The 24,271-nt window shown below is 65.0% G+C and carries 25 protein-coding genes; 21 read left to right on the top strand and 4 right to left on the bottom strand.

Annotated features, from left to right (window positions below):
* Nucleotides 1–56: 56 nt before the first annotated feature.
* Entirely contained in the window at nucleotides 57–2,072 is a 2,016-nt protein-coding gene (locus tag LV475_RS08660; protein WP_250106141.1) for a thioredoxin domain-containing protein, read from the bottom strand.
* Between the two features lie 259 nt (nucleotides 2,073–2,331).
* Here LV475_RS08660 and lgt point away from each other — a divergent pair, with 259 nt between their 5' ends.
* From lgt to LV475_RS08640, 4 genes are all read left to right on the top strand, one after another.
* Nucleotides 2,332–3,153 carry a prolipoprotein diacylglyceryl transferase gene (gene lgt, locus LV475_RS08655; protein ID WP_136865905.1) on the top strand — a complete coding sequence of 274 codons (822 nt, stop codon included), beginning with the start codon at nucleotides 2,332–2,334 and terminating at the stop codon, nucleotides 3,151–3,153.
* On the top strand, nucleotides 3,150–3,944 hold the full coding sequence (locus LV475_RS08650) for a thymidylate synthase (protein ID WP_136865904.1): 795 nt from the start codon (nucleotides 3,150–3,152) through the stop codon (nucleotides 3,942–3,944). Before lgt ends, LV475_RS08650 begins: the two co-directional genes overlap by 4 nt.
* 129 nt (nucleotides 3,945–4,073) lie before the next feature.
* On the top strand, nucleotides 4,074–4,577 hold the full coding sequence (folA, locus tag LV475_RS08645; protein ID WP_136865903.1) for a type 3 dihydrofolate reductase: 504 nt from the start codon (nucleotides 4,074–4,076) through the stop codon (nucleotides 4,575–4,577).
* Between the two features lie 121 nt (nucleotides 4,578–4,698).
* Nucleotides 4,699–5,157 (top strand): hypothetical protein, encoded by a 459-nt coding sequence (locus LV475_RS08640; RefSeq protein WP_136865902.1) that lies wholly within the window; start codon nucleotides 4,699–4,701, stop codon nucleotides 5,155–5,157.
* Between the two features lie 76 nt (nucleotides 5,158–5,233).
* Here the strand turns inward: LV475_RS08640 and LV475_RS08635 are convergent, their stop codons facing one another.
* Nucleotides 5,234–5,983 carry a hypothetical protein gene (locus LV475_RS08635; protein WP_136865901.1) on the bottom strand — a complete coding sequence of 250 codons (750 nt, stop codon included), beginning with the start codon at nucleotides 5,981–5,983 and terminating at the stop codon, nucleotides 5,234–5,236.
* Nucleotides 5,980–6,552, bottom strand: a complete 573-nt coding sequence (locus LV475_RS08630; protein ID WP_136865900.1) for an RNA polymerase sigma factor — start codon at nucleotides 6,550–6,552, stop codon at nucleotides 5,980–5,982. The genes LV475_RS08635 and LV475_RS08630 overlap by 4 nt, the downstream gene beginning before the upstream one ends.
* A gap of 270 nt (nucleotides 6,553–6,822) precedes the next feature.
* On the opposite strand from LV475_RS08630, the gene LV475_RS08625 reads away from it, so the two are divergent.
* The 3 genes from LV475_RS08625 to LV475_RS08615 all read left to right on the top strand — a co-directional run bounded on the left by LV475_RS08625 (nucleotide 6,823) and on the right by LV475_RS08615 (nucleotide 10,708).
* Nucleotides 6,823–7,320, top strand: coding sequence for a DsrE family protein (locus LV475_RS08625; protein ID WP_136865899.1), 498 nt, complete (start codon nucleotides 6,823–6,825; stop codon nucleotides 7,318–7,320).
* Between the two features lie 115 nt (nucleotides 7,321–7,435).
* Entirely contained in the window at nucleotides 7,436–8,722 is a 1,287-nt protein-coding gene (locus LV475_RS08620) for a porin (protein WP_136865898.1), read from the top strand.
* A 99-nt stretch (nucleotides 8,723–8,821) separates the two neighbouring features.
* On the top strand, nucleotides 8,822–10,708 hold the full coding sequence (locus LV475_RS08615; protein WP_136865897.1) for a sensor domain-containing protein: 1,887 nt from the start codon (nucleotides 8,822–8,824) through the stop codon (nucleotides 10,706–10,708).
* 20 nt (nucleotides 10,709–10,728) lie between these two features.
* Here LV475_RS08615 and LV475_RS08610 read toward each other — a convergent pair whose 3' ends face one another.
* Nucleotides 10,729–11,646: a LysR family transcriptional regulator gene (locus LV475_RS08610; protein ID WP_156573343.1), complete on the bottom strand. Its 918-nt coding sequence runs from the start codon at nucleotides 11,644–11,646 to the stop codon at nucleotides 10,729–10,731.
* A 155-nt stretch (nucleotides 11,647–11,801) separates the two neighbouring features.
* Between LV475_RS08610 and LV475_RS08605 the strand changes: the two genes are divergently transcribed.
* The 14 genes from LV475_RS08605 (at nucleotide 11,802) to LV475_RS08540 (ending at nucleotide 24,233) form a co-directional block, all read left to right on the top strand.
* Nucleotides 11,802–13,223 (top strand): form I ribulose bisphosphate carboxylase large subunit, encoded by a 1,422-nt coding sequence (locus LV475_RS08605; protein WP_136865895.1) that lies wholly within the window; start codon nucleotides 11,802–11,804, stop codon nucleotides 13,221–13,223.
* A 43-nt stretch (nucleotides 13,224–13,266) separates the two neighbouring features.
* Nucleotides 13,267–13,599: a ribulose bisphosphate carboxylase small subunit gene (locus LV475_RS08600; RefSeq protein WP_136865894.1), complete on the top strand. Its 333-nt coding sequence runs from the start codon at nucleotides 13,267–13,269 to the stop codon at nucleotides 13,597–13,599.
* 64 nt (nucleotides 13,600–13,663) lie between these two features.
* Nucleotides 13,664–16,444 carry an alpha-carboxysome scaffolding protein CsoS2 gene (locus tag LV475_RS08595; RefSeq protein ID WP_136865893.1) on the top strand — a complete coding sequence of 927 codons (2,781 nt, stop codon included), beginning with the start codon at nucleotides 13,664–13,666 and terminating at the stop codon, nucleotides 16,442–16,444.
* 21 nt (nucleotides 16,445–16,465) lie between these two features.
* Entirely contained in the window at nucleotides 16,466–18,028 is a 1,563-nt protein-coding gene (locus LV475_RS08590; RefSeq protein WP_250106140.1) for a carboxysome shell carbonic anhydrase, read from the top strand.
* Entirely contained in the window at nucleotides 18,025–18,276 is a 252-nt protein-coding gene (csoS4, locus tag LV475_RS08585) for an alpha-carboxysome shell vertex protein CsoS4 (protein ID WP_058575620.1), read from the top strand. The genes LV475_RS08590 and csoS4 overlap by 4 nt, the downstream gene beginning before the upstream one ends.
* Before the next feature lies 1 nt (nucleotide 18,277).
* Nucleotides 18,278–18,526 (top strand): carboxysome peptide B, encoded by a 249-nt coding sequence (locus tag LV475_RS08580; protein WP_125198465.1) that lies wholly within the window; start codon nucleotides 18,278–18,280, stop codon nucleotides 18,524–18,526.
* A 44-nt stretch (nucleotides 18,527–18,570) separates the two neighbouring features.
* Entirely contained in the window at nucleotides 18,571–18,867 is a 297-nt protein-coding gene (gene csoS1, locus LV475_RS08575; RefSeq protein ID WP_058575618.1) for an alpha-carboxysome major shell protein CsoS1, read from the top strand.
* A gap of 69 nt (nucleotides 18,868–18,936) precedes the next feature.
* Nucleotides 18,937–19,233, top strand: coding sequence for an alpha-carboxysome major shell protein CsoS1 (csoS1, locus tag LV475_RS08570; RefSeq protein ID WP_136865891.1), 297 nt, complete (start codon nucleotides 18,937–18,939; stop codon nucleotides 19,231–19,233).
* Nucleotides 19,234–19,372: 139 nt separating this feature from the next.
* A complete protein-coding gene (gene csoS1 / locus LV475_RS08565) occupies nucleotides 19,373–19,699 on the top strand; it encodes an alpha-carboxysome major shell protein CsoS1 (RefSeq protein ID WP_136866068.1) in 327 nt (108 codons plus the stop codon).
* 43 nt (nucleotides 19,700–19,742) lie between these two features.
* The gene (locus LV475_RS08560; RefSeq protein ID WP_250106139.1) at nucleotides 19,743–20,159 is read left to right on the top strand and encodes a ferritin-like domain-containing protein; all 417 of its coding nucleotides are present in this window, start codon (nucleotides 19,743–19,745) and stop codon (nucleotides 20,157–20,159) included.
* Between the two features lie 298 nt (nucleotides 20,160–20,457).
* The gene (locus LV475_RS08555) at nucleotides 20,458–20,739 is read left to right on the top strand and encodes a 4a-hydroxytetrahydrobiopterin dehydratase (RefSeq protein ID WP_156573338.1); all 282 of its coding nucleotides are present in this window, start codon (nucleotides 20,458–20,460) and stop codon (nucleotides 20,737–20,739) included.
* Nucleotides 20,740–20,774: 35 nt separating this feature from the next.
* Entirely contained in the window at nucleotides 20,775–21,413 is a 639-nt protein-coding gene (parA, locus tag LV475_RS08550) for a ParA family partition ATPase (RefSeq protein WP_136865888.1), read from the top strand.
* Entirely contained in the window at nucleotides 21,410–21,754 is a 345-nt protein-coding gene (locus tag LV475_RS11085; RefSeq protein ID WP_156573336.1) for a hypothetical protein, read from the top strand. Before parA ends, LV475_RS11085 begins: the two co-directional genes overlap by 4 nt.
* Before the next feature lie 127 nt (nucleotides 21,755–21,881).
* The gene (locus tag LV475_RS08540; protein WP_156573334.1) at nucleotides 21,882–24,233 is read left to right on the top strand and encodes a nitric oxide reductase activation protein NorD; all 2,352 of its coding nucleotides are present in this window, start codon (nucleotides 21,882–21,884) and stop codon (nucleotides 24,231–24,233) included.
* Nucleotides 24,234–24,271: the final 38 nt, after the last annotated feature.

Below are 24,271 nucleotides of genomic sequence, written 5' to 3'. Positions count from 1 at the left end.
GTCGATCCGATGACGGGATGACACTCGGGAGACGAACGGCGCCGCCGCCTGCGGGGTTAGCGAAACTGCCGGAGCAGGCCTTCGGGGTCGGGCTCCGGCGGCAGACAGGCGGTGCCGCGACACACGTAGGCCAGCCCCGAGCCGGTCTCCGGCAGCGGCTTGTCGGCCAGCACCTCGTCGCTGCCGGTGGCGATCACCGCCACGCCACGGGCGCGCAGTTCACCGATCGCCTGCTGCCAGGCGGCCATGTCCTGGGCCTTGATCACCACCGCCGTGCCCGGCTGGTGGAAGCGCCGCAGGGCGGCGAGCAGGCGGGTATGCACCTGGGGTGCCCGCTCGATCGAGCCGGCCGCCGCCCGGAAGATGCCCTCGGCCCGCTCCAGCCAATCGGTCCGCCCCAGGACATATCCAAGCCGGGTGAGCGCGTCGGCGAACACCGCGTTTCCGGCCGGCTGGGCATCGTCCGTGAACACCACCAGCCCCGCCACCGGTGCGCCGTGGCCCGGGTGACTGAGCCGGAAGGCGCCGCTGGGATCGGCGAAACGCTCGGTGATGGTGTCGATGATCTCCTCGATGCGGGCCAGCCGGTCGACGTCGGGCACGCGGAAGAAGGCCTCGGTCTCGGCCTCGAGCAGCAAGGCGAGATCGTCGAGAAAGGCGGGCACCGACGGGCGACCGTCGAGATGCCCGGTCGGCAGGTCCGCCACGACCGTCACCGTCGGCACCAGTCGATCAAGGAGATCAAGTCCACGGGTGCCCCAATCGTCCCGTCCGAGTCGATTGCCGGCCCGTATCAACCCGGTGGCCAGCAGGGCGTTCAACCCCAACAGGGACTTGTCGTCACGCCTGGGCTGGGGACGGGTGTCGCGGCGTGCCAGCAAGGGACCACGAATCGCCTCGGCCAGCGGACGCACCGCCCCAACGCGTTTGGCACGACGTACGGCCGCCAGATGCCACTTGCCCTCGAAATTCGCCGGCTGCTCGAGCCCGTACTCGTCCAGGAAGCCCTCGATGACGGCGCGATCGACCCCGGCCGATTCCAGCACCTCGCGCGCCTCGTCGGGCGTCCACAGGTAGGTGGCGCCCTCCTCACCCTGGGTGTCGGCATCCAGACTCGCGGCGAAGGTGCCGTCGGCCAGGCGCATGCGGTCGAGGAAATGATCGATGCCGCGTTCGAGCAGCGATTCGATCACGGTCCGGCGTTCGGTGTCATCCGGTGCCAGCAGGGCAAAGCGCGACAGGGTGTCGGGCAACTGCGCGTTATCCACCAGCATTTTCTCGAAGTGCGGGATGGTCCAGTCGACATCGACGCAGTAGCGGAAAATGCCGCCATCGAGGTGGTCGAAGAGCCCACCGTCCAACAGGGCGGCCACGGCGTGCTCCAGTCGCCCGTTTCCGTCCGCACCCCGGGCGGCGGCCTCGTCGATCAGAAAGTCGAGCATCGGCAATTGCGGGAATTTCGGCGCGCCGCCCAGGCCGCCGTGCTCCTCGTCCAGCGCCTCCTCGAGGCGGGCACGGGCGGCATCGGCGATCGCGACCGGCGGCAGCTGGTCACTGCCCGGCGGGGTGGCGCTCAAGGCCCGATGCACCGCCACGCCCTGCTCGCGCGTCTGCTCGCGCTTTTCCCGGTAGACACGGCGCACCCGCTCGAGCAGGTCGGCAAAGCCGGGCATGCCGAAGCGCGGCTCGGCCGGGAAATAGGTACCGATAAAGAACGGGGTCAGGTCGTCCGGGTTGAGAAACGCGGTCAGCGGCCAGCCGCCACCGCGCTGATTCAGGAGCGCGTGGGCCGTCTGGAAGGTCTTGTCGAGATCGGGACGTTCCTCGCGATCGACCTTGATGTTGACGAAATGCCGGTTCATCACCGCCGCGATCTCGGGGTTCGAGAAGCTCTCGCGCGCCATCACGTGACACCAGTGACAGGCGGCATAACCGATCGACAGCAGGATCGGACGATCCTCGTCGCGGGCACGGGCGAGCGCCTCGTCGGTCCAGGCATACCACTCGACCGGGTTGTCGGCATGGGCCTGGAGGTACGGACTCGTCGATTCGAGCATGCGGGGATTGGTCATCCGGTGCCCCTGATCGTGAGGTGGGTGGTTAAGGAAGGTCTGCACGAAAGCCATGCCCCTGAAGGCTTGGCGAGTCGTTCGTGATCAAGGCGCGATGTCGCGGGCGTGCCGGTGGCCACGTCAAGACATCGCAACGCCGAGCACGGGCGACTCGCCAGGCCCCGCCGGGCGTGTCTTGAGCGGCATGGCTTTCGTGCAGACCTTCCCACGGATACTGGTAGACTCCCAGCGGATTCACAACCGCGGAACCGCGTTGCCCATGGATTACCCCGCCATCGACCCCATCGCCCTGCAGATCGGCCCGCTGGCCATCCACTGGTACGGGCTGATGTACCTGTTCGGCTTCGCCGGCGCCTGGGCGCTGGCCCGCCTGCGCGCCCGTCGCCCCGACTGGCCGGTCAGCCCGGTGCAGGTCGACGACCTCCTCTTCTACGGGGCGCTGGGCGTGATCGTCGGCGGACGCGTCGGCTACATGCTCTTCTACCAGCCGGGCATGCTGATCGACTCGCCGTTGAGCCTGTTCGCGCTCTGGGACGGCGGCATGAGCTTTCATGGCGGGCTACTGGGCGTGCTGGTGGCCATGGGCCTCTACGCACGCCGGCAGGGCCTGGCGTTCTTCACGGTCACCGACTTCATCGCCCCGCTGGTGCCCATCGGCCTGTTCTTCGGCCGGATCGGCAACTTCATCAACGCCGAGCTGTGGGGCAGCCCCACCAGCCTGCCGTGGGGCATGGTCTTCCCGGGAGCCGGCCCCGAGCCGCGCCACCCGTCGATGCTCTACGAGGCCTTCCTCGAGGGGCTGGTGCTGTTCGTCCTGCTGTGGGTGTTCTCGATGAAGCCACGGCCGCGCATGGCGGTCTCCGGGCTGTTCCTGCTCGGCTACGGCGTGTTCCGCTTCGCGGTGGAGTTCGTGCGCGAGCCGGATGCGCACATCGGCTACCTTGCCGGCGGCTGGCTGACCATGGGCCACCTGCTTTCCGCCCCCATGATCGTCGCCGGGATCGCCCTGCTGGCTTGGGCCTATCGCCGCGGTATCATGGACCGCCCCGCTCACACCCAACCGACCACGAGTTCCGAATGAAGGCCTATCTCGACCTGATGCAGCGCGTCCTCGATAACGGCGTGGACCGCGACGACCGCACCGGCACCGGCACGCGCAGCGTCTTCGGCCACCAGATGCGCTTCGACCTCTCGGCAGGCTTCCCGGCACTGACCACCAAGAAGCTGCACCTGCGCTCAATCATCCACGAGCTGCTGTGGTTCATCAGTGGCGATACCAACGTGCGCTACCTGCAGGACAACGGGGTGCGCATCTGGAACGAGTGGGCCGACGAGAACGGCGACCTGGGCCCGGTCTACGGCGCGCAGTGGCGCTCCTGGCCTGACCGCGACGGCGGCACCATCGACCAGCTCGGCCAGGTGATCGAGCAGATCAAGAGCAATCCGGACTCGCGCCGGCTGATCGTCACGGCCTGGAACCCGGCCGACGTGCCCGAGATGGCCCTGCCGCCCTGCCATCTCCTGTTCCAGTTCTACGTGGCCAACGGCAGGCTCTCCTGCCAGCTCTATCAGCGCAGCGCGGACATCTTCCTTGGCGTGCCGTTCAATATCGCAAGCTACGCCCTGCTGACCATGATGGTCGCGCAGGTCTGTGATCTCGAGCCGGGCGAGTTCGTCCACACGCTGGGCGATGCCCACCTCTACCACAACCATCTCGACCAGGCACGCGAGCAGCTCACCCGTGAGCCGCGATCACTGCCGACCATGCGCATCAACCCGACGCGGCGCACCATCGACGACTTCGTCTTCGAGGACTTCGAACTGGTCGATTACGACCCGCACCCGCACATCAAGGCCAAGGTCGCCGTCTAACGACGGTTGACCTGCTAACGACGACGGCGGCGCGTCAAGACGAGCGCATTGACGTGAACCACCCCCGCGTTTGGGCTAGACTGCTGGGTTGATCCCGTTCAACCACCATGCCGCAAGGCAGGAAACCGCATGCGCGTCAGTCTCATCGCCGCGATGGCCCGCAACCAGGTCATCGGTCGCAACAACCAGCTTCCCTGGCGGCTGCCGGCCGATCTCAAGCACTTCAAGCAGTTGACCATGGGCAAGCCCCTGATCATGGGGCGCAAGACCTTCGAGTCGATCGGCAAGCCGCTGCCCGGCCGCACCAACATCGTGGTCACCCGCGACGAGGACTTCGCCGCCGACGGCGTGATCGTGGTGCACACGCTCAACGCCGCGCTCGCCGAGGCGGAGAAACACCTCGACGAGAGCGAGGAAGCCATGGTGATGGGCGGGGCGAACATCTACTACCAGTACCTGCCCCGCGCCGACCGGATGTATCTCACGCTGGTCGAGGTGGAAGTCGCGGGCGACGCGCACTTCCCGGTCTACGTCCCCGACGAGTGGGAACTGACCGAGGCCACGCGTCACGACCCGGACGACAAGAACCCCTACGCCTACCAGTTCCTGGTGTTCGACCGCGTACCGACCTGAACCCCGGCCGGCCTTGCCGGTCTGACCTGACCCACGACATCAACTATCATCCGGTGAAGGGATTCCCGATCACGGCGGCGGTGCCTGGCACCCCGCCGGAACCGCCAACCCCGGAGTCCGCATGACCCAGCCGTCCCTCGACCTGCGCGACGAATTCGACTACCAGCCCGAGCTGATCGCCCGGCTGGTGGACGTCTACGAGATCGCCCTCAAGCATCGCTGGATCTACGCCAGCGTGATCGCGCTCACCGGCGCGTTCTTCATGCTGCAATGGTCGCTTCTGGCCGACACGGCCCAGTACGGCCACCCCTGGGTGGGCGTGCCGCTGATCGCGATGGCCGTCTGGCTGGCCCTCGCCCCGGCAGCGACCATCGCTAAGTGGGTGTCCCTGCCCGCCCACTTCAGCGGCGACTACCTCTCCTACCGCGACATCCACTGGATGCAGCAGATGACCGAGCGCCACCCGGTGCTGGTCACCACCGCCGAGCCCTTCCTCAACGCGCGCGAGCCGGTGCCGGTCGGCGCCCTGCGTCTGTTCTGGGCACCCCTGGTCCGCGAGGAAGAACGTCACCAGCGCTAGCTCAAGCCCGGGGTGAACCGATAACAAAGGCCCGCCATTCGGCGGGCCTTCCTGTATGCGGCCGAAGCAGCGAGGATCAGATACGGATGTAGGTCCAGCCACGCTGCATCCGACGCACCACCTCGCTTACGGCCGTGTCGACCACTTCCACGTTCGGCAGTACCGCGACGTCCTCCCCCTCACGCTGTAGGCGCGCGAGACTCTGGCCGCAAGCGGTGAATTCCAGGTTGGGGTGATCCCTCAACATGGCGGCGATCCGCTGGGCATGCGGTGTCACATTCTGCCGCACGAGGTTCACCCCACCCGAGTTGGCCAACACCTGCAAGTGAAAATTGGGGTTATTGTCGGCGTTGGCAAGCAGACTTTCCGCTGTATCGAGAGCCTGGTCGAAGGTCTGACGGTCGGACGATCCGACATGCAGGATGATGCGCGTGTCCTGCTTCGCCGTCTCTTCGTTCAGCGCCGCCGTCGCTTCCGCCACGGTGCCGGGGCCGGTGGATGGAGTCGGCAACCCGGAACTGGCCAGCCAGCCGATCATCACCCCAGCCCCCACGAGCAGACTCGCGGCCACAGCCCGACGCCAACCGCCAGGTCGAGAACGGCCGGCGTAACGATCCGGCACCATCGGCGGCGCGGCATAGGCCTGCTGCACCCAATCCTTCATCTGATCGAGATCGCAGACCTCCTGGGCCAGTTCCGGGTGGCGACGGATGGCCCGACGCACGCGCCGACGGGACTCCGCGTCAAGCTGGTTGTCGACGAAGGCGTTCAGATCCTCCTCCGACACGTGCTCCCGATCGTCTTCATGCAAGTCAGATGTACTCATACCACCCTCCGCAGGTGCCGACGGGGCTTGTCGCCCGAATCAACCACGCCCAGCTCGCTCTCGGCCAGATCGGCCAACAACTGCTTCAACTGCCGCCGTCCCCGACAAAGGCGGCTCATGACGGTGCCGATCGGCAGATCGAGCAGCTCAGCGACCGTCTGGTAAGAAAACCCTTCGAGATCGACCAGGGTCAGAACGGTACGCTGGCCGACCGGCAACGAGGACACCGCGTTGCGGACTTTCTGCACCAGTTCCCAACTGCTGTGCATCCGATCGGGGGCATTGGCCGGATCATCGACCACCTCGTCGAGTTCCGCATCCGGGTACTTTTTCCGCAACAGGTCACACCAGAAACCGTGCAGGATGCGCACCAGCCAGGCTTCCAATGCCTCCATGTCCCGCAACTGGTGACGTTTCTGCAGGGCCCGATACAGGACATCCTGGGTCAGGTCGTCCGCAAGCTCCGGATGCCGGGTCCAGGCATACGCGATGCGATACAGCCGGGGCCGCGCCCGTTCCAGACGGTGACCGAAGGTCAAGACGCGGCAGGCAGACTTGATCAACTCCATTTGCCCTCACTCTCCCACCTCTCGAATCGGGGCAGTCCCTTTTTTGTTTGATTGTTCGCCTAGGGGGTAGACGGATCTGCGCGGCAGTTTATTCCACCTTCGATGCCATTTGCCCGTTCCGGGAAAAACTTTCAATCACGGGGGAATAAACCCACCCCCACCCTCGTCTCCCCCCTAAGACCCGGCCGATCGAAATCGCCCGTATGTCACGACGTGCGATGACCGGGACTTTCAACCTCAATCCATGACCAGACGAGGAGAGAATCCTTCATGAAACAGGCCCATGCTGCCCGGAAAGCACTGCGTAACGCACTGCTTGCGCCCGTGCTCCTAGCCGCTCTGGCGATCGGAGGGACCGTCCAGGCGAACGATCCGGCCGACCCGGTCGACCAGGTCCTCAAGGAAAAACCGTTCGCCGATGCCCGGGTGGTCCTACAGATCAGCGACCCCGACCCCTTCAAGCAGACGTTGGTGCTGAACGTCGCCCAGAACTTGCTCAAGTTCTATGGCCCGGATCGGGTCGACATCGAGGTGGTCGCCTTTGGCCCCGGTCTTCGCCTGCTATTCGCGGACAACGCTCAGGCCGGCCGCATCGCCACCCTTGCAGACCAAGGTGTCCGCTTCAGTGCTTGCAAGAACACCATTACCAACATGGGCAAGAAACTCGGCCGCGAGCCGGCGCTTAACCCCACTGCGCGCATCGTGCCGGCCGGCATCGTCCGCCTGATCAAGCTCAATCAGGCCGGCTACTTCGTCGCCAAGCCGTAAGCGACACCCCGGTCATCGATAACGAGAAGACGGCAATTACAAGAACCGAACCACCACGGCAAAAGCAGCGACAGACCTGATCGACAGGCTGCGCCGAAACAAGGAGAAAAGAGCCATGAAGAGCACGCATCAACGACTCACCGCCACTGCACTCGGCATCTGCCTCGGACTGGGGGCCGCCGGCTCGGCCCAGGCGGCCAACTGGCTGATGCTGCAGGGCACCGAGAAGGCCGACAACGCCCCGCGCGCCAAGGTCTGGGGCTTCATCCAGCCCGAGTACCAGCAGGACTTCAGTGACGCGCACCCGACCGACACCTACATTCCGCCCAAGCTGATCGGGCCGGGGCTCGACGACCAGTCGGCCTTCAACATCAGGCGCGCGCGCATCGGGGTCCGCGGCACCGGTTTCCCGCTCGACGGCAAGGTTAACTACTTCCTGCTGGCCGAGTTTGGTAACAACGCCATCACCAACGGTGGCCGCTACGGCGACTACACCCCCGCTCTGACCGACGCGAGCGTCACGCTCAACTACATCCCGGGCGCACGCATCCGGGCCGGCCTGTTCAAGACACCAGGCGCCGAGGAGGCCCTCCAGGGCATCATCGCCCTGCCCTACATCAACTACACCAGCGTCACCAACCAGCTCTTGCTCGAGCGCTTCCCGGATGACGGCGACAGCAATATCCCACCGCAGACCACGCCCAGCGCGGACATGAACGGTTTTTCCCAGTCGGCCGGCGCGTACCGCGACACCGGTATCCAGATCTTCGACTCCTTCGATACCGGCAAGTGGGAACATAGCTATGCGGCCATGCTGGGTAACGGCAACGGCGTACAAATACTGGACGACGACAGCAACAAGGACGTTTACCTGTACTGGTCATCGGCCTATCTCTTCGACGGCAAGGCTGGTGGCCCGTGGCGCTCGACCATGAAACTGTTCGGCTGGTATCAGGACGGCAAGCGCACCAATGCCTACGACAAGAATCAGGAGCAAGACCGCACCCGTTATGGCATCGGGGCCTTTTATCTCAAACGCCCATTCCGCGTTAGCGCCGAGTACATCAAGGGCGAGGGGATGATTTTCCAGGGGCAACACACCCCGCAAGCAATGTTCAATGACTTCAAGGCCGAAGGTGGCTACGTTGAAGGCGCCTACTTCGTCCCGAACACGCCGTTCGAGTTGCAATTGCGCTACGACACCTACAACCGCAACGTCGACCAGCCGAACAAGGCGACCTTCGACACCTGGACGGCCGGCGTGCAGTACCACATCAACAAAAAGACCCGCGCGACGCTGAACTATGCCTTCCGCGACTTCAGCTCAGACGCGGCCGGCCCCAACTCCCATCTCGAGGGAGTTGGCGACCGAGTGTCCGTTCAATTGACGGCGGTCTTCTGAACGCACGCCGTTTACTTAATCGACTCCATTGCCAATGCTTGCTCGCCCCATGGGGCGAGCTTTTTCGGTAGTAATGACCCCGGAAACCGGAGGACGCTCATGCCCATACGCACGTCACCTCAGGTCGCGATTCGCACAGCCACGCTGCTGCTAGCAGTCCTAATCTGGCTTGGCACCGCCGGCCACGCGCTGGCGGAAAAGCCTGCCACGACGCTCGCCGGTGACACGAGCATCACCTCTCTCTTCGGGTCGACCGGCGCTTGGCTAACGACCTTGCTGCTGGCCCTAGGTGCGGGCTGGTTTGCCGGTCGCCGGCGAAAAACGGCCCTGGAGCCGGAGATGGCTCGCCTTCAGCATTGTTTCGAGGACAACAGCTCGATACTCATGCTGACCAACAGCGAGACCGGTCGCATCGTCAACGCCAACCAAGCAGCTGCCGAGTTCTACGGTTGGCCGCGGGAAAGCCTAATCGATCGACCTCTGCACGAGTTGTGGACCGAGCCATGCAAGCACTGGTCTCGGAGCTCGCGCCCCGAATTACCTGCACCCGCCTGCCACCTGCACACCCACAAACGACGCAACGGCGAAAAACGGCGGGTCGAAGTTCATGCCACCCCGTTTCGGGACCAAGACGGCACTGCTCATGTATTTTCCATCCTGCACGACGTCACCGAACGCGAGCGCGCCGCGGAGGCCCTGGAACGCGAACGGAGCCGTCTCGCCAACGTGATCGAGAGCAGCCAAGCGGGCACATGGGAATGGGAGATCGATTCCGGGAAAATGACCTGCAACAAGCGTTGGGTGGAGATGCTCGGTTACGGCTTGGACGAACTCGCACCGATCACGATCGAAACCTGGCAGGGGCTCGTGCACGACGATGATCGCGCACTGGTCTCTAGCAAGCTCGCCGCATGCCGGCAGGGCGGACAGGATGCTTGCGAAATTGAAGCACGCATGCGCTGCCGAAACGGCGGCACCATGTGGACCCTGGCACAGGGACGCATCCTCGAATGGGCACCGGGCGGCGAACCACTAAAAATGTGGGGCACCCTCCACGACGTCTCTCACCGAAAACGGATGGAACAGGACCTGTGGCTGGCGGCCAGCGTGTTTTCACAGGCGAACGAGGCAATCATGATCACGGATCTCGACGCGCGCATCATCGATGTCAACCAAGCCTTCACTCACATGACCGGCTGGGAGCGGGAAGAAGTGGTCGGTCACACCCCCAAGCTTTTCCAATCGGGATTGCACGGTCCGGATTTCTACCGGGAAATGCGCAACCGGCTTAAGCGAACGGGGCATTGGTCCGGGGAGGTATGGAACTGCAACAAGGCCGGCGAGCTGTATGCCGAACGCCTGACTATCAGCGTGGTTCGCGACGCGCAGGACCGCCCCTGCAACTACATTGCCCTGGCTTCGGACATCACCGATCTCAAGAACTATCAAAAGGAGCTTGAGCACCGCGCTTCCCACGATGAACTGACCGGGCTTCCCAATCGGGTGCTTATGGCTGATCGTCTTCGACAGAGCATGGCGACCAGTCGCCGCAGTGGGAAATTTCTGGCCGTCGCGTTTCTCGATCTGGATGGGTTCAAATCCGTAAACGATCGCCATGGACACGACATCGGCGACCGATTGCTCAAAAGCATGAGCGAGGATCTGAACGACGAATTGCGTGCCACCGACACCCTATCTCGTATCAGTGGTGACGAGTTCGTGATCTTGCTGACTGACTTGGAACAAGTCGCACAGGCCTACCCGGTGCTTGATCGGCTCGTAAGTACGGCTGCCGCCAACCGGGTAGTCAACGGACGAGATATCCACTTATCGGCAAGCGTCGGCGTCACGTTTTACCCACAGCCTCAAGAGGTCGATGACGAGACGTTGCTTCGCCAGGCAGACGCCGCGATGTATCGAGCGAAACGCGCCGGTCGCGGCAGGCTGGTCCCTTACGAGCCAAGCGCTGCAGAGGACTCCTGCTAGATAGGGGCCTTGAAACAAACTCACCCTTCGGACGGCAGGCGCACCTGCCGCTCGGCTTGCTCGAGCACGTGGTCGTGGAAGCTGCGCATCACCGGGGTGTCGCGCTTGCCCTGCCGTTGCACCATGTACCAGTGCCGGATGATCGGTAACCCGTCGACGTCCAGTATCACCAGCCGACCGGTCTCCAGCTCCAGTTCCAGGGTGTGCTGCGAGACGATCCCCACGCCGAGGCCCGCCTCGATCGCCTGCTTGATCGCCTCGTTCGAGCGCATCTCCAGCCCCGGCTTTACCGCAAGCCCGTGTTCCTCGAAGAACCGCTCGATCGCCGCGCGCGTGCCCGAGGCCGATTCGCGCTGCACGAAGCGGTGCTGCGCCAGCTCCTCGAGCGCGATCGACTTGCGCCCGGCCAGCGGGTGATCGGCCGCCGCGATGGCGACCAGCGGGTTTTCCAGGAACGCCTCGGAGTGCAGGTCGGCATCCGTGGGCGGCTCGCCCATGATCACGATGTCGGCCTCGTTGTCGGCCAGCTGGCGCAGCAGCCGTTGCCGGTTGGTGACGTCCAGGCTGATCGACACGCCCGGGTAGCGCTTGGAGAAATCGGCCAGCAGGCGGGCAACGAAGTAGTTCGCCGTACTGGCGACGCTCACCCGCAGGTGACCGCGATGCACCCCCTTCATCCCCTCGAGCACCTCCTCGGCCTCGGTGATCACCTCGAGGATCCGCTGGGCGTAGCCGTACAGCTCCCTTCCGGCATCCGTGAGGTAGAGTTGCCGACCGGTCTGCTCGAACAGGGGCAGGTCGACATTGTCCTCCAGCTGACGGATCTGCATTGACACCGCGGGTTGGGTAAGATGCAGCTTCTCGGCTGCCTTGGTGTAGTTGAGGAGCTCGGCCGCGGCGCTGAAGACGCGGAGCTGGTGCAATGTGAATCGAATCATCGGCTAACCCATAAGGCTTTCTTTATGGTGAACATCACTTATTTTGAATTGCTTTGATGGTCGGTGGACGTATAGTATCGGCCGAGACGAAAGAGGGGCCTTCCCCTAGGTCGATCCCAAACCCAATGCCAACCTTACCCTTCCGGAGGATCGCTATGGCGACTAAAAGTTACAGCGCGGGCGTAAAAGATTACCGCGAAACCTACTGGATGCCGGAGTACACGCCGCTCGACACCGATCTGCTGGCGTGCTTCAAGATCACCCCGCAGCCGGGCATCGATCGCGAGGAAGCCGCTGCCGCCGTTGCAGCCGAGTCCTCCACCGGTACCTGGACCACGGTGTGGACCGACCTGCTGACCGACATGGACTTCTACAAGGGTCGTGCGTACCGCATCGAGGACGTGCCCGGTGACGACTCCGCCTTCTACGCGTTCATCGCGTACCCGATCGACCTGTTCGAGGAAGGCTCTGTCGTCAACGTGTTCACCTCGCTGGTCGGCAACGTATTCGGCTTCAAGGCCATCCGTGGCCTGCGCCTGGAAGACGTTCGCTTCCCGATCGCCTACATCAAGACCTGTGGTGGTCCCCCGCACGGTATCCAGGTCGAGCGTGACAAGCTGTCCAAGTACGGCCGTCCGATGCTGGGCTGCACCATCAAGCCGAAGCTGGGCCTGTCGGCCAAGAACTACGGCCGCGCGGTCTACGAGTGCCTCCGTGGTGGTCTCGACTTCACCAAGGACGACGAGAACATCAACTCTCAGCCGTTCATGCGCTGGCGTGACCGCTTCCTGTTCGTCCAGGAAGCCACCCAGACTGCCGAGAACCAGACCGGCGAGCGCAAGGGTCACTACCTGAACGTCACCGCGCCGACCCCGGAAGAGATGTATAAGCGTGCCGAGTTCGCCAAGGAGATTGGCGCACCGATCATCATGCACGACTACATCACCGGCGGCTTCACCGCGAACACCGGTCTGGCCAAGTGGTGTCAGGAAAACGGCGTCCTGCTGCACATCCACCGCGCGATGCACGCAGTAATCGACCGTAGCCCGACCCACGGCATCCACTTCCGCGTACTGACCAAGATCCTGCGTCTGTCCGGCGGCGACCACCTGCACACCGGTACCGTCGTGGGCAAGCTGGAAGGCGACCGCGCCTCCACGCTGGGCTGGATCGACCTGCTGCGTGAATCCTTCATCCCGGAAGACCGCTCGCGCGGCATCTTCTTCGACCAGGACTGGGGCTCCATGCCGGGCGTCTTCGCCGTCGCATCCGGTGGTATCCACGTCTGGCACATGCCGGCACTGGTCAACATCTTTGGCGACGACTCCGTCCTGCAGTTCGGCGGTGGCACCCTGGGTCACCCGTGGGGCAACGCCGCTGGCGCCGCGGCCAACCGCGTCGCTCTGGAAGCCTGTGTCGAGGCCCGCAACCAGGGTCGCGACGTAGAGCGTGAAGGCAAGGAGATCCTGACCCAGGCTGCCCAGCACAGCCCGGAACTGAAGATCGCCATGGAAACCTGGAAAGAGATCAAGTTCGAGTTCGACACCGTCGACAAGCTCGACACTCAGAACCGCTAATCCAGGCCTTCTTAACCAGAATCTGACTCATAGGTAAGAAACCATGAACCAAATGCAGGACTACAAGACGACGGTCAAGTTCGAGACTTTCTCCTACCTGCCGCCGATGACCCCGGACCAGATCCGCGCTCAGATCGAGTACGCGCTGTCGCAGGGCTGGGCCCCGAGCATCGAGCACGTCGAGCCGGAAAACATGATGAACCACTACTGGTACATGTGGAAGCTGCCGTTCTTCGGTGAAGACAACGTCGAGAACGTTCTCTCCGAGATCGAAGAGTGCCACCGCAAGTACCCGGGCCATCACGTTCGCCTGGTTGCGTATGACAACTTCACCCAGAGCCAGGGTACGGCCTTCGTGGTTTACCGCGCCGGCTGATAAAGCGATGTGGCTGCCCGCCCTCGGGCGAGCAGCCTAACCATCAACACGAGGTACAACAGGCATGCCTGTACAATCTGGAAACAACGCAGCCAGAAATCGTGCAGCAGCTCGCGCCCGACGTGAGGAGCTTTCCCGTGGTGGCAGCACCGCGGCCGCTTCTCAGGGTGGCGGCAGCCTCGCCGGTCTGACCGGCAAGGACCTGGCCCGCGCCCGTCGTGCGCAGTTGTCTGCACACGGCAAGAACGCCAGCACCTCGACCTGGAAAACGGCCGCGTCGGCCGCTCGTCAGAACCCCGCGGCATCGCGGGCTCCGGCGAGCAATGGCGCTGCCGCCTCACAATCCCACGCATCCTCGTCCACCGACGAATCCGTTGACCAGATGTGCTCGCTCGCCGAGTCCGATCCGGGTCAGTTCGGTTCCGAGGCGGACCTGGTGCGGTCCGTCTGCCGTTCGCGTCGCCAGGCCATGGCGAAGTACGGCAAGAGCGCACTCCCGCCGAAGCCCGCCTCCCAGGGCGGCCCGGGTCGCAAGCAGATGCCCTTCGCTGACGAGGTTCGCTCGCAGTCGAAGCCGGCACCGGCTAGCAACGACACCCAGGCCGACCAGGAGACCGAGGCGTCGTTCGAGTCGCTCTGCTCGGTCGCCAAGAAGCGTCCGGCTCGTCTCGGCAAGCAGGCCACCAGCGTGCGCCAGATCTGCCAGGCTCGCCGCGAGGCGATGGCGAACAAGGGCAAGCGTGCGCTGCCGGCCAAGCCGGCCTCGCAGGGCGGCCCGGGACGTGTGGGTTACCAGGTTCCTGGTTATCTGGATACCAGCGCCAGCGGACGCGAAGCGGCCATGCGCCATCGCGAGATGCTGTGCCATTACGGTCGGGGCAGCGCCCCGTCCTGCCGTCCTACCGGACGTCGCAAGACCGAATCCTCCAGCGAGGCGTCCACGCCAAAAAAGGTGGAGACCGGTCACACGATTTCCGGCCGTGAGGTAAAGGGCACCCAGGTGGAGCGCTCCAATCGCGTTTCGGGTAACGAGTCCGGCAGCTGCCGGGTGATTTCCGGCACCGAGTACATCGGTTCCGAGCAGTACGAATCGTTCTGCTCCACCCGCCCGCAGCCGAACGCGCCGAAGGTTCGCACGACCACGACCGCTCGCGGTCATGGCGTCAGCGGCACCGCGGTAGGTCGAGCCGCCCAGGTTACCGGTGACGAGCGCGGGACTTGCGAGTCCGTGACCGGCACCGAGTATCTGAGCAGCGAAGACCTGCAGGCCTTCTGCGGCACCAAGGCCCGCCCGAGCCACGCCGACAAGGTGGTGGAAGGTCGGACCGAGAAGCAGATGCGTGTGACCGGTAGCGACGAGTTCCGCCCGGCCCGGGCCACCGGTTGGGAAGCTGGCGCGAGCCGGCCGATCACCGGCTCCGAGTACGCCGATTCCGGCGTGGCACGGATGACCATCAACGGTGCGCCGAAGAAGGTTGCGGAGACGCACACCTACACGGGTCGTACCGTGTCGGGCACCGCCGTGGGTCGTTCCAGCCACGTCACGGGTGACGAGCCGGGCTCCTGCCGCAACGTCTCCGGTACCCAGTACCTGAGCTTTGAGCAGTACGAGTCGTTCTGCAACACGCAGCCGGAGCCGGGCTACGACAAGGTCGGTATCGACCAGTCGCGCCACGGCCAGCGAATCACGGGCAACCTCGTGGATCGCAGCGAGCGTGTTACGGGCAACGAGCCGGGTTCCTGCTCCCGTGTCACGGGTTCTCAGTACGGCGAACCGCGTCTTTGCGGTGGCGGCGTCGACAAGGTCCAGTCCATGCACACCCTCGGGGGTCGTGGACTGACCGGTCAGCGCGTCGACCATCACCCAAAGATGTCCGGTGACGAGCAAGGGGGGTGCATGCCCGTCACCGGTACCGAGTACTACGGCACTGAACACTACGGTGCCTACTGCTCGGGTTCGCCCGCACCCCGTGCTGAGAAGGTCGAGGAGTCGCTGACCTGTGACGGCCAGACCGTCGGCGGTACGCCGATGGACCGGACCGATCACGTGACCGGTAACGAGTACGGTTACGACCACTACGTCAGCGGCACGCCCTACGCCAACGCGATGCACACCGGTTGTGCCGCGCCGACCAGCTACCCGCTGGCCGCGCCGACCCAGCCGAGTGCACGGTACGTGCCCCAGCAGGCTCACGCCCCGGTCCAGGAGCCGATCACGGCCCCGCAGGACTTCAGCGTGGACACGCCGGCACGCGCCGCTCGCGGACGCGTCACGGGCAGCTCCTTTGACCAAGGTGGCCGTATCACCGGCCCCGGCAACATGGCCATGGGACTGATCACCGGTACGCCGGAGTTCCGTCACCCTGAGCCGAGCGCCGCGCATCCGCGGATGGGTTCGGTCATGCCGACGCCTACGCCTGCCCCGCAGGCGGTGGCCCCGGCACCCGCTCCCGCCCCGGTCCAGCCGGCGCCGACTCAGAACGCACCGGCCCAGCCGGTCGAGGCCGCCGAGCCGCAGCCTGCACCGGCTGTCGCTCCGGCCCAGGCCGAGCTGCAATGCGCCCCGGAGCCGCAGGTTTCCGAGCGCATCACCGGCGAAGGCGGCGATCGCTGCCGCATCACCGGTGACGACTGGTCGCGTAATGGTTCCGTTACCGGTACCGAAGGTCAGTGGGCCCAGTCCCGCAACCCGTCCCTCCGGGGGCAGGCTCGCGGTGCTGTGCGCAACGCCTGGGTCAACCGTGAAGTGCCGCGTCCGGATGTTCCGGCATCCAAGATCACCGGCAGCAGCGGTAACGACATGAACGGGTCGACGATCACCTACTCCGGCGGTGCTCGGGGCTAAGTGGCAGGAATGAACGGTCAGATGACACAACAGCGGTTCCGTCGCAGCAGTCTGGGTGCGCCCCGACTGGGTCAGCGTCGGGCGCCGTTCGGACTGGGCGCACCCAGCGGGCCTCGCAGCCCCCTGGGCACGCCCCAGCCGATCGCGCACCCGGCCTGCCCCTCGCTGCCGGAGCGCGGTTGTCATCACCCGCTCACCGACCACGAGGCCAACCGGCAACTGGCGTACTGCGAAGACTCCGTCAAGGAGCGGTTCGATCGCATCGTGCCGTTTCTCAAGGAAGTGGCCGCCCTGCCCCGTGACGGGCAACTGGGCGACCGCATCCAGGAGCTGGCCACCGACTGGCTGGGCCACGGCTTTGACGAGGCCCTGGTCAACGACAGCTGGATCGAGGGTCCGGACCTGAAGGGGCTCTTCGCGCGTGCCACCTTTGACGCGCTCAACGCTGCCACCCGGCAGTTCGGGCGCAAACTGGAAGACCAAAAGGACGACGCACTGTCCACGAGCAGCTTCTTCCTCGACTGCGGCTTTCACGCGGTCGATATCAGTCCCTGCTCGGACGGACGGTTAAAGGGCCTGATGCCGTTTATCTTTCGGCTCCCGCCCTGGTCGTTCACTTATCGCAAGGCGTATGCCGGCGCACTGTTCGACGTCGAGGAAGATCTTCGACTCTGGAGCGAAGTCGAACTCCGCCGGTTTCGCGAGGGCGTACCGAACCGGGCTGACGAGGGTAGCCGCTATCTCAAGATCGCGGTCTACCACGGCAGCTCCTCGGACCCTCACCATGAAGGCTGCGCCGCGCATGGCAGCGACGAGCGCAAGGCAGCCGAGGCCGCACTGGACCGGCTGTATGCCTTCCGCCAGGCAGTGGAGAACACCTACTGCTGTGGCGCGAGCACGGACATCCTGCTGGTGGGTGTCGACACGGACACGGACGCGATTCGCGTCCATGTCCCCGACGCCAACGGCGATGTCAGCGTGCACCGATACATCGACAACGCCTACCTGTACCAGGAGACGTTGAACCTGGAGCGCGATGCGGCCCATCTGGCCATCTACGATGCCATCCGCTCGGTCAACGAAACCGACGACTGGGGGCGTTCGACCGGGGGCGAACCGCACGACGGCATGCGACGGTTCGTTGCCAACCTGCTGATCAGCAACCTGTCACAGATCGATTACGTGACGGAGCGTTACCAGGGGCGCTACCCGGCCGAGATCATCGGCCACGCCGAACGCTACATCAGCGTCGGCGATGGCTTCGAGGAGGTGCAGATGCGCAATCTGGCGTATTTTGCGCACCTCCACACGGTGGAAGAGAACACAAACGACCTGGACGTCGGGATCAAGATTTTCCGCAAGCTCAACGTGAGCCACGGACTGCCAATTCCGATCGCCATCCACTTCCGTTACGACGGTCGTGTTCCGGGTGCACGCGACCGGGCCGAGGCCCGGGCACAGCGGGTCTGCAACGCGATCCGCGAGCGTCACTCGGAGCTGGATGAGCAGGGCATGCTGTATTTCCAGCTGACCGTTCAGGACCGCCCGTCGGGCAGCGACATTGAAGAGGTTTCTCAGGCATGAAGATCATGCGGGTCGAAAAGACCTTGGTCTCGACCAACCGGATCGGCGAGCTGGGCCACCGCCCGCTCCTGGTCGTGACCGACAAGCCGGGCGGCACACCGCAGGTCGCGGTGGACGCGATCGGCTGCATCCCGGGTGACTGGGTGATCTGCGTCGGTTCCTCGGCGGCTCGGGAAGCCGCGGGTAGCAAGTCCTACCCGTCCGACCTGACCATCGTCGGGATCATCGACCAGTGGTCCGCTGAGTGACATGGAGATCATGCAGGTACGTTCCGACCTGGTGGCCACGCGGCGTGTGCCCGGGTTGAAACACGTTTCCTTGAGGGTGCTGGTCGACCAGTCCGGCAAACTCAACGTCGCGGCCGATCCGGTCGGGGCACCAGAGGGTAAATGGGTCGTCACCGTCAGCGGTTCCGCCGCCCGGTTGGCGCTCCCGGATCCCACGATCCAGACGGATCTGACAATTGTCGGCATCATCGATCACTGGGATCCTTGCTGACATTAGGTTTTCGTTTTAACAAGTCGTTCGAGAGGAGAGACAAGATGGCTGATGTATCCGGTATCGCACTGGGAATGATTGAAACGCGCGGCCTGGTGCCGGCAATCGAGGCGGCTGACGCCATGACCAAGGCGGCCGAGGTTCGCCTGGTTGGTCGTCAGTTCGTTGGTGGCGGTTACGTGACCGTTCTGGTCCGTGGCGAGACCGGCGCGGTCAACGCCGCCGTTCGCGCTGGCGCCGACGCCTGTGAGCGTGTTGGTGACGGTCTGGTTGCTGCGCACATCATCGCGCGTGTCCATTCCGAAGTAGAAAACATCCTGCCGAAAGCCCCGGAAGCCTAAGGCGGATTTACGTAATGTCGGCGGCCTGACGTCGCCGGCTGATTCAACTACAGCTTGGGAGTAACTCAAATGGCTGATGTATCCGGTATCGCACTGGGAATGATTGAAACGCGCGGCCTGGTGCCGGCAATCGAAGCGGCTGACGCCATGACCAAGGCTGCCGAGGTTCGCCTGGTTGGTCGTCAGTTCGTTGGTGGCGGTTACGTGACCGTTCTGGTCCGTGGTGAGACCGGCGCGGTCAACGCTGCCGTTCGCGCTGGCGCCGACGCCTGTGAGCGTGTCGGTGACGGCCTGGTCGCTGCGCACATCATCGCGCGTGTCCACTCCGAGGTAGAGAACATTCTGCCGAAAGCGCCGGACGCCTAAGTCCGCGCAATTTGAGCAGGCTCCTGTGGTCGTGTCCCCGTGGCACGACCCTGTCTGCCAACCAGATTCTTTTTCAGGAGCCGTTCAGACATGAGTGCTGACGGCTCTTGTTGGATTGACCGACCTGAGGGTTCATTACATGGCTAATTCCGGTATTGCACTGGGCATGATCGAAACGCGTGGCCTCGTCCCTGCCATCGAGGCGGCGGACGCAATGACCAAGGCCGCCGAAGTGCGGCTGGTCGGCCGCTCGTTCGTCGGTGGCGGTTACGTCACCGTTCTCGTGCGCGGCGAGACCGGGGCCGTGAACGCTGCCGTACGTGCCGGCGCCGATGCCTGCGAGCGCGTCGGCGACGGCCTGGTGGCCGCCCACATCATTGCCCGCGTGCATGGTGAGGTCGAGACGATCCTGCCGGAGGATGCCGCCCACTGCGAATCCTCCTGGTGCGTCCCGTCTATCGCGTGACGCATCGCTGCTTGATGGCTGATACCTGAGACGAGGATTAGCAATGAGCATGCGGAACAATTCGCGTGTGATCGGGCTGCTCGGACGCGCCCTGGAACTGGAAATGGAAGCCGCCCAGCAGCATGCCACCCGTGCCACGTTGGCATCGCTCTGGGGCCAGCAGTCGCTGGCCGAACAATTGACGCGCCTGTCGGACGAGGAAATGGGGCACGCCGACCTCGTCACCCGACAGATGTTGCTGTTGGGGTTCGCCCCGCCGGCGCTCTCCCTCGCCCCGGTCCGGCCCGGCCGCGACCCGGAGGAACTCCTGGCCCTCGCCCGGACCAAGGAGTGGGAGACCGTGCGGTTCTACGAGGACGCCGCCAACTGGTTCCGGCGATTCCAGCCGGACGAGACCGGCGCCCTCTTTGCCCATCTGTTCAACGAAGAGCTGGGCCACGTCCGTCAGCTCGGCGGTTAGGGAAGGGCTGAGCGAATGACATACCGCTCTGCGCGCCTTGAGCCGGGCAGATGCAAGGCGCTCGTCCGCCGTGGAAGGGTGACTCCCTTTCCAAGGACGACAACGCAGCAGATGTCCGGCTCAAGGCGCGCCCTGCGGGGCTTGGCGAGTCGCCCGTGCTCCGCGTTGCGATGCCTTGACGTGACCACCGGCACGCCGGCGACATCGCGCCTTGACCACGAACGACTCGCCAAGCCAGAGTGGCATGGCATTCGCGCAGACCTTCCCAAGACAACACGAGTTCTCAGGGAGAACGCACATGGCTGAGACGACCGACATTCAGGTGGACGGCTGGCAGACCCAGAAGCGCCCCCCCATGCTGATCCGCAAGTTCGAGTTCGCGGACTACTCGCAGACGCGCGATTTCCTCGACCGGCTCGCCGAGGTCTCCGAGGAGATGGGTTACCACCCGAGCCTGCAGTTCGACCGCACGCAGGTGAGCGTCAACGTCTCCCCGCTCGAGGAGACGCTCGGTGATCTCGAGGTACGCTTTGCCAAACAGGCCACCGAACTGGCCGAACAGACCCAGCAAGCGGGTTAACCTGGCAGGCTGACCCCATCAAGGAGGGTGACACCATGGCCGCACACGTCATCGCACTGGCCAATCTCAAAGGCGGCTGTGGCAAGACCACGCTGTCGATCAACCTCGCCTCCGGGCTTGCCCGGCGGGCCGAGGTCGGCCTGATCGACGCCGATCCCCAGGGGGCGTTGCGCCACTGGTCCGGCTGGGGCGAGGCCAAGTCCGGCCTGCCCCGCCTGTTCGACGATCACGACGACGCGCACGCCAACCTCGCCGCCGCGCGTGAGTCCTGCGACTACGTCATCGTCGACTGCCCGCCCTCACTCGACATGAACGTGACCATCGAGCTGCTGCTCCACAGTCACCAGGTCCTGATCCCCGTTCTCCCCTCGCCGCTCGACCTCTGGGCGAGTGCCGACACCGTCAAGGCGGTCAACAAGGCCCGCGAGAACGGCAACGAATCCCTTTCGGCGGCTCTGTTGCTCAATCAGACCGAACCGCGCAGCGCCATGACCCGTGCCATGCAGAACGCCGTCACGGGCCTTGGCTTGCCTGTCCTCCCGGCGGCGGTGCGTCGTCGGGCCGCCTATCGAACGGCGGTCGTGGAAGGAGTGAGCGTCTACCAGCTTGGCGGCCGCGGTCGTGCGGCGGTGGACGAAATCGAGAACATCATTGACGAGGTAACGCCATCATGAGCAAGTTGGAAGACAAGCTGAGCGCCAGCGTGAAGTCCGAGTCCCAGGCCACTCCGAACAAGCCGGCCGAGACCGCCAAGACCGAAACCAAGCCCGCGGCAGCGAGCAGCACGGCGGCCAAGCCGGCGGCCTCGACCGCCACGGCCAGCAAGGCCCCGGCCAAGCGCGCCACCCCGGCCCGCAAGCCGGCCCCGAAGACGACCGCGCGCAAGCCCGCGGCCAAGAAGCCCGCCAGCAAGCCGGCCGCCAAGTCCAGCACCACCCGCAAGCCGGCGGCCAAGTCGCAGGCACCGGGCCAGGGAAAGCAGCCGCTGCATCCGCGCCGCGTCTGGCCGGACTGATCGCCGCGGCGAGGTCCGCGCGATCCGCCAGGCCACACGAGCCCGGCAGTCGTACTGACCCGTTGTCTAGGCCGGCCCCGCGCCGGCCACTTTCTTCCTTGCCACAAGCAGAGCCACGATCGATGCCATGACGAGTGCACGGCTAGAAGACCAGGAGCGCCTCGACGAACTGGGCGAATCCGCACGCGAGATCCTCGAGATCCACTGGGTGGACGCCTCGCGGGTGTTCTCGCCGCGTGCGCTCGAGGCCTACCTCGAGGGCGCGATCAGCCTGCAATCGCTGGGTCGGGGCGAGGAACTGGTCCTCGCCTACATCGAGAGCCTGCCGCAGGTGGCCCGGGAGATCGGTACCGATGCCGCCTTCGAGCTCCTCTCGATGGCGATCAAGATGTTCTCCAAGACCAGTGGCGCCGTACTCGTCCTGCTGTTCTCCACCTCACCGGTGGCCGCGAACCGCCTCGGCGAGGCCTCGCTGTTCCAGCAGTACCTGTCACTGGTCAACTTCATTCTCGCGCAGGCGCCACGCGCCCTGCGCCCCATGCTCACGCAGCTCGACCACCTGCTCGAGGTGCTCACCCTGGGTGGCCTGCGCCGCTGGGCGACCTGGGGCATCAACGCCCACCGCAACGACTTCGATGCGCTGGACGCCTACTTCAGCCTGGCCAGCCCCGATGCCGAGGCCGTGCTGCAGAAGGAGCGTCGCGGCACCCTGTTCGTCGACGTCCAGCGCCGCCTGGTCATGTATCTACGCGCACTGTGGGCACGCAATTTCCTGATGCGCCCCACTTCGGGCGACTTCGAGAGCCGCGAGGGCTACCGCCCCTTCATCGAAGGGCCGTTCATCAACCTGCCCGATGCCTTCGATGACTACGTCGACCGCGACGATTCCTCGGTCGACGGCGTCAATCTCTACCGCGCCGCGGCCTCGCACGCCGCCGGGCACATGATCTACTCGGGCTTCGACGCCGAGTCCGAGGACGCCTCCAAGCTGCAGCAGACCTTCATCGGCCTGATGGAGGACGCGCGCGTCGAGACCCTGGCCGGCAAGGACTTCCCGGGGCTCGCGCCGCTGTGGACCCGCATCGCGCGAATCGCGGTCAACCGCCACGAGGAAACCGATCCGGACCGTGTCGGCCCGTTGCTCGACCGCATCGCGCTCGCCCTGCTCGACCCCGATTACGTCGACGACCACCCGCTGATCGCTCAGGCCCGCGAGGCGGTCGGCCACATCCGCGAGGACCTCGAGGACTACGAGCGCGTCCGCGCCGCCGGCCTGGCACTGGCCGAGCGCGCCAACGAGCTGGGTCTGCACTTCAGCCCCAGCCAGGACGTGCCCAGCATCCCCTACCGCGACGACAACCGCTTTCTGTTCGAGAAGCCCGAGTCGGCGTTCGAGATCCAGCAACAAGGCAGCGTCGACGACAAGCGTCGCTACGTCACGCTCATGGAGATGCTCAACTCGCTCGACGTCGAGTACATCTCCGCGGAGGACGCCGACGAGATCTGGGTCCTGGGCACCGAGCTCTACGACAACCACGGGCGCAAGTACTCGGACATCTTCGCCGAGGACCGCACGCTCTCGCCGGTGCACTACCACGAGTGGGATTACATGTCCCAGCTCGAGCGCCCGTACTGGACCACCATCAACGAGAAGCGCCCGGTCGACGGCGACCCCGAGACCATCGACGCGATCCTCGATCGCCACAAGCCGCTGGTCCGGCGCCTGAAATACCTGATCGAGGGCATCCAGCCGCAGGGCGTGGTGCGCGAGAAGAAGGTCGAGGACGGCGACCAGATCGACCTCAACGCGGCCGTGAACGCGATGATCGACATCCGCATGGGCCAGACCCCGGACCCGCGCATCGGTATCCGTACGCGCCTGCAGATCCGCGATCTGTCGGTGATGCTGTTGATCGACCTGTCCGAGTCGACCAACGACGTGCTCGGGCGCGGCGACGAGGAGACCACGGTGCTGGACCTCTCGCGCGAGGCGGCCGCCCTGCTCGCCGATGCCATCCACCGCGTAGGCGACCCGTTCGCGATCCACGGCTTCGATTCCAACGGCCGCCACGACGTCGAGTACTACCGCTTCAAGGATTTCGGCGAACCCTACGGCGACAAGGCCAAGGCGCGCCTGGCCGGCATGACCGGCCAGTTGTCCACGCGCATGGGCGCGGCCCTGCGCCACGCCGGCTCGGTGATGCGCCAGCGGCCCAGCCAGCGCAAGCTGGTGCTGCTGCTGTCCGACGGCGAGCCCTCGGACAACGATGTCCGCGATCCGCAGTACCTGCGTCACGACACCAAGAAGGCGGTCGAGGAGCTGCATCGCCATGGCGTCGAGACCTTCTGCGTCACCCTCGACCCCAACGCCGACGAGTACGTCTCGCGCGTGTTCGGGCCGAAGAACTTCATGGTCCTCGACCACGTGTCGCGGTTGCCGGAAAAGCTCCCGGCGCTGTACCTGTCGATGACCCGCTGATCCGCCGGGGCGGCGATCACCGCCCCACCCGGCCCCGA

It is taken from the genome of Guyparkeria hydrothermalis (genome assembly GCF_023555375.1).
Lineage (GTDB): Bacteria > Pseudomonadota > Gammaproteobacteria > Halothiobacillales > Halothiobacillaceae > Guyparkeria > Guyparkeria hydrothermalis.
The sequence above is the reverse complement of the archived record's forward strand: the minus strand, read 5'-3'. Positions and strand labels throughout refer to the sequence as shown.

Coding starts and splice junctions, on each gene's coding strand:
- LV475_RS08590 (WP_250106140.1), top strand. CDS start 16,466: ATGACACAACAGCGGTTCCGTCGCAGCAGTCTGGGTGCGCCCCGACTG.
- LV475_RS08595 (WP_136865893.1), top strand. CDS start 13,664: ATGCCTGTACAATCTGGAAACAACGCAGCCAGAAATCGTGCAGCAGCT.
- csoS1 (WP_136865891.1), top strand. CDS start 18,937: ATGGCTGATGTATCCGGTATCGCACTGGGAATGATTGAAACGCGCGGC.
- LV475_RS08660 (WP_250106141.1), bottom strand. CDS start 2,072: ATGACCAATCCCCGCATGCTCGAATCGACGAGTCCGTACCTCCAGGCC.
- LV475_RS08620 (WP_136865898.1), top strand. CDS start 7,436: ATGAAGAGCACGCATCAACGACTCACCGCCACTGCACTCGGCATCTGC.
- LV475_RS08540 (WP_156573334.1), top strand. CDS start 21,882: ATGACGAGTGCACGGCTAGAAGACCAGGAGCGCCTCGACGAACTGGGC.
- LV475_RS08610 (WP_156573343.1), bottom strand. CDS start 11,646: ATGATTCGATTCACATTGCACCAGCTCCGCGTCTTCAGCGCCGCGGCC.
- csoS4 (WP_058575620.1), top strand. CDS start 18,025: ATGAAGATCATGCGGGTCGAAAAGACCTTGGTCTCGACCAACCGGATC.
- LV475_RS08615 (WP_136865897.1), top strand. CDS start 8,822: ATGCCCATACGCACGTCACCTCAGGTCGCGATTCGCACAGCCACGCTG.
- LV475_RS08640 (WP_136865902.1), top strand. CDS start 4,699: ATGACCCAGCCGTCCCTCGACCTGCGCGACGAATTCGACTACCAGCCC.
- LV475_RS08555 (WP_156573338.1), top strand. CDS start 20,458: ATGGCTGAGACGACCGACATTCAGGTGGACGGCTGGCAGACCCAGAAG.
- LV475_RS08625 (WP_136865899.1), top strand. CDS start 6,823: ATGAAACAGGCCCATGCTGCCCGGAAAGCACTGCGTAACGCACTGCTT.
- LV475_RS08600 (WP_136865894.1), top strand. CDS start 13,267: ATGAACCAAATGCAGGACTACAAGACGACGGTCAAGTTCGAGACTTTC.
- csoS1 (WP_058575618.1), top strand. CDS start 18,571: ATGGCTGATGTATCCGGTATCGCACTGGGAATGATTGAAACGCGCGGC.
- parA (WP_136865888.1), top strand. CDS start 20,775: ATGGCCGCACACGTCATCGCACTGGCCAATCTCAAAGGCGGCTGTGGC.
- csoS1 (WP_136866068.1), top strand. CDS start 19,373: ATGGCTAATTCCGGTATTGCACTGGGCATGATCGAAACGCGTGGCCTC.
- LV475_RS08635 (WP_136865901.1), bottom strand. CDS start 5,983: ATGAGTACATCTGACTTGCATGAAGACGATCGGGAGCACGTGTCGGAG.
- LV475_RS08560 (WP_250106139.1), top strand. CDS start 19,743: ATGAGCATGCGGAACAATTCGCGTGTGATCGGGCTGCTCGGACGCGCC.
- LV475_RS08580 (WP_125198465.1), top strand. CDS start 18,278: ATGGAGATCATGCAGGTACGTTCCGACCTGGTGGCCACGCGGCGTGTG.
- LV475_RS08630 (WP_136865900.1), bottom strand. CDS start 6,552: ATGGAGTTGATCAAGTCTGCCTGCCGCGTCTTGACCTTCGGTCACCGT.
- folA (WP_136865903.1), top strand. CDS start 4,074: ATGCGCGTCAGTCTCATCGCCGCGATGGCCCGCAACCAGGTCATCGGT.
- LV475_RS08605 (WP_136865895.1), top strand. CDS start 11,802: ATGGCGACTAAAAGTTACAGCGCGGGCGTAAAAGATTACCGCGAAACC.
- lgt (WP_136865905.1), top strand. CDS start 2,332: ATGGATTACCCCGCCATCGACCCCATCGCCCTGCAGATCGGCCCGCTG.
- LV475_RS11085 (WP_156573336.1), top strand. CDS start 21,410: ATGAGCAAGTTGGAAGACAAGCTGAGCGCCAGCGTGAAGTCCGAGTCC.
- LV475_RS08650 (WP_136865904.1), top strand. CDS start 3,150: ATGAAGGCCTATCTCGACCTGATGCAGCGCGTCCTCGATAACGGCGTG.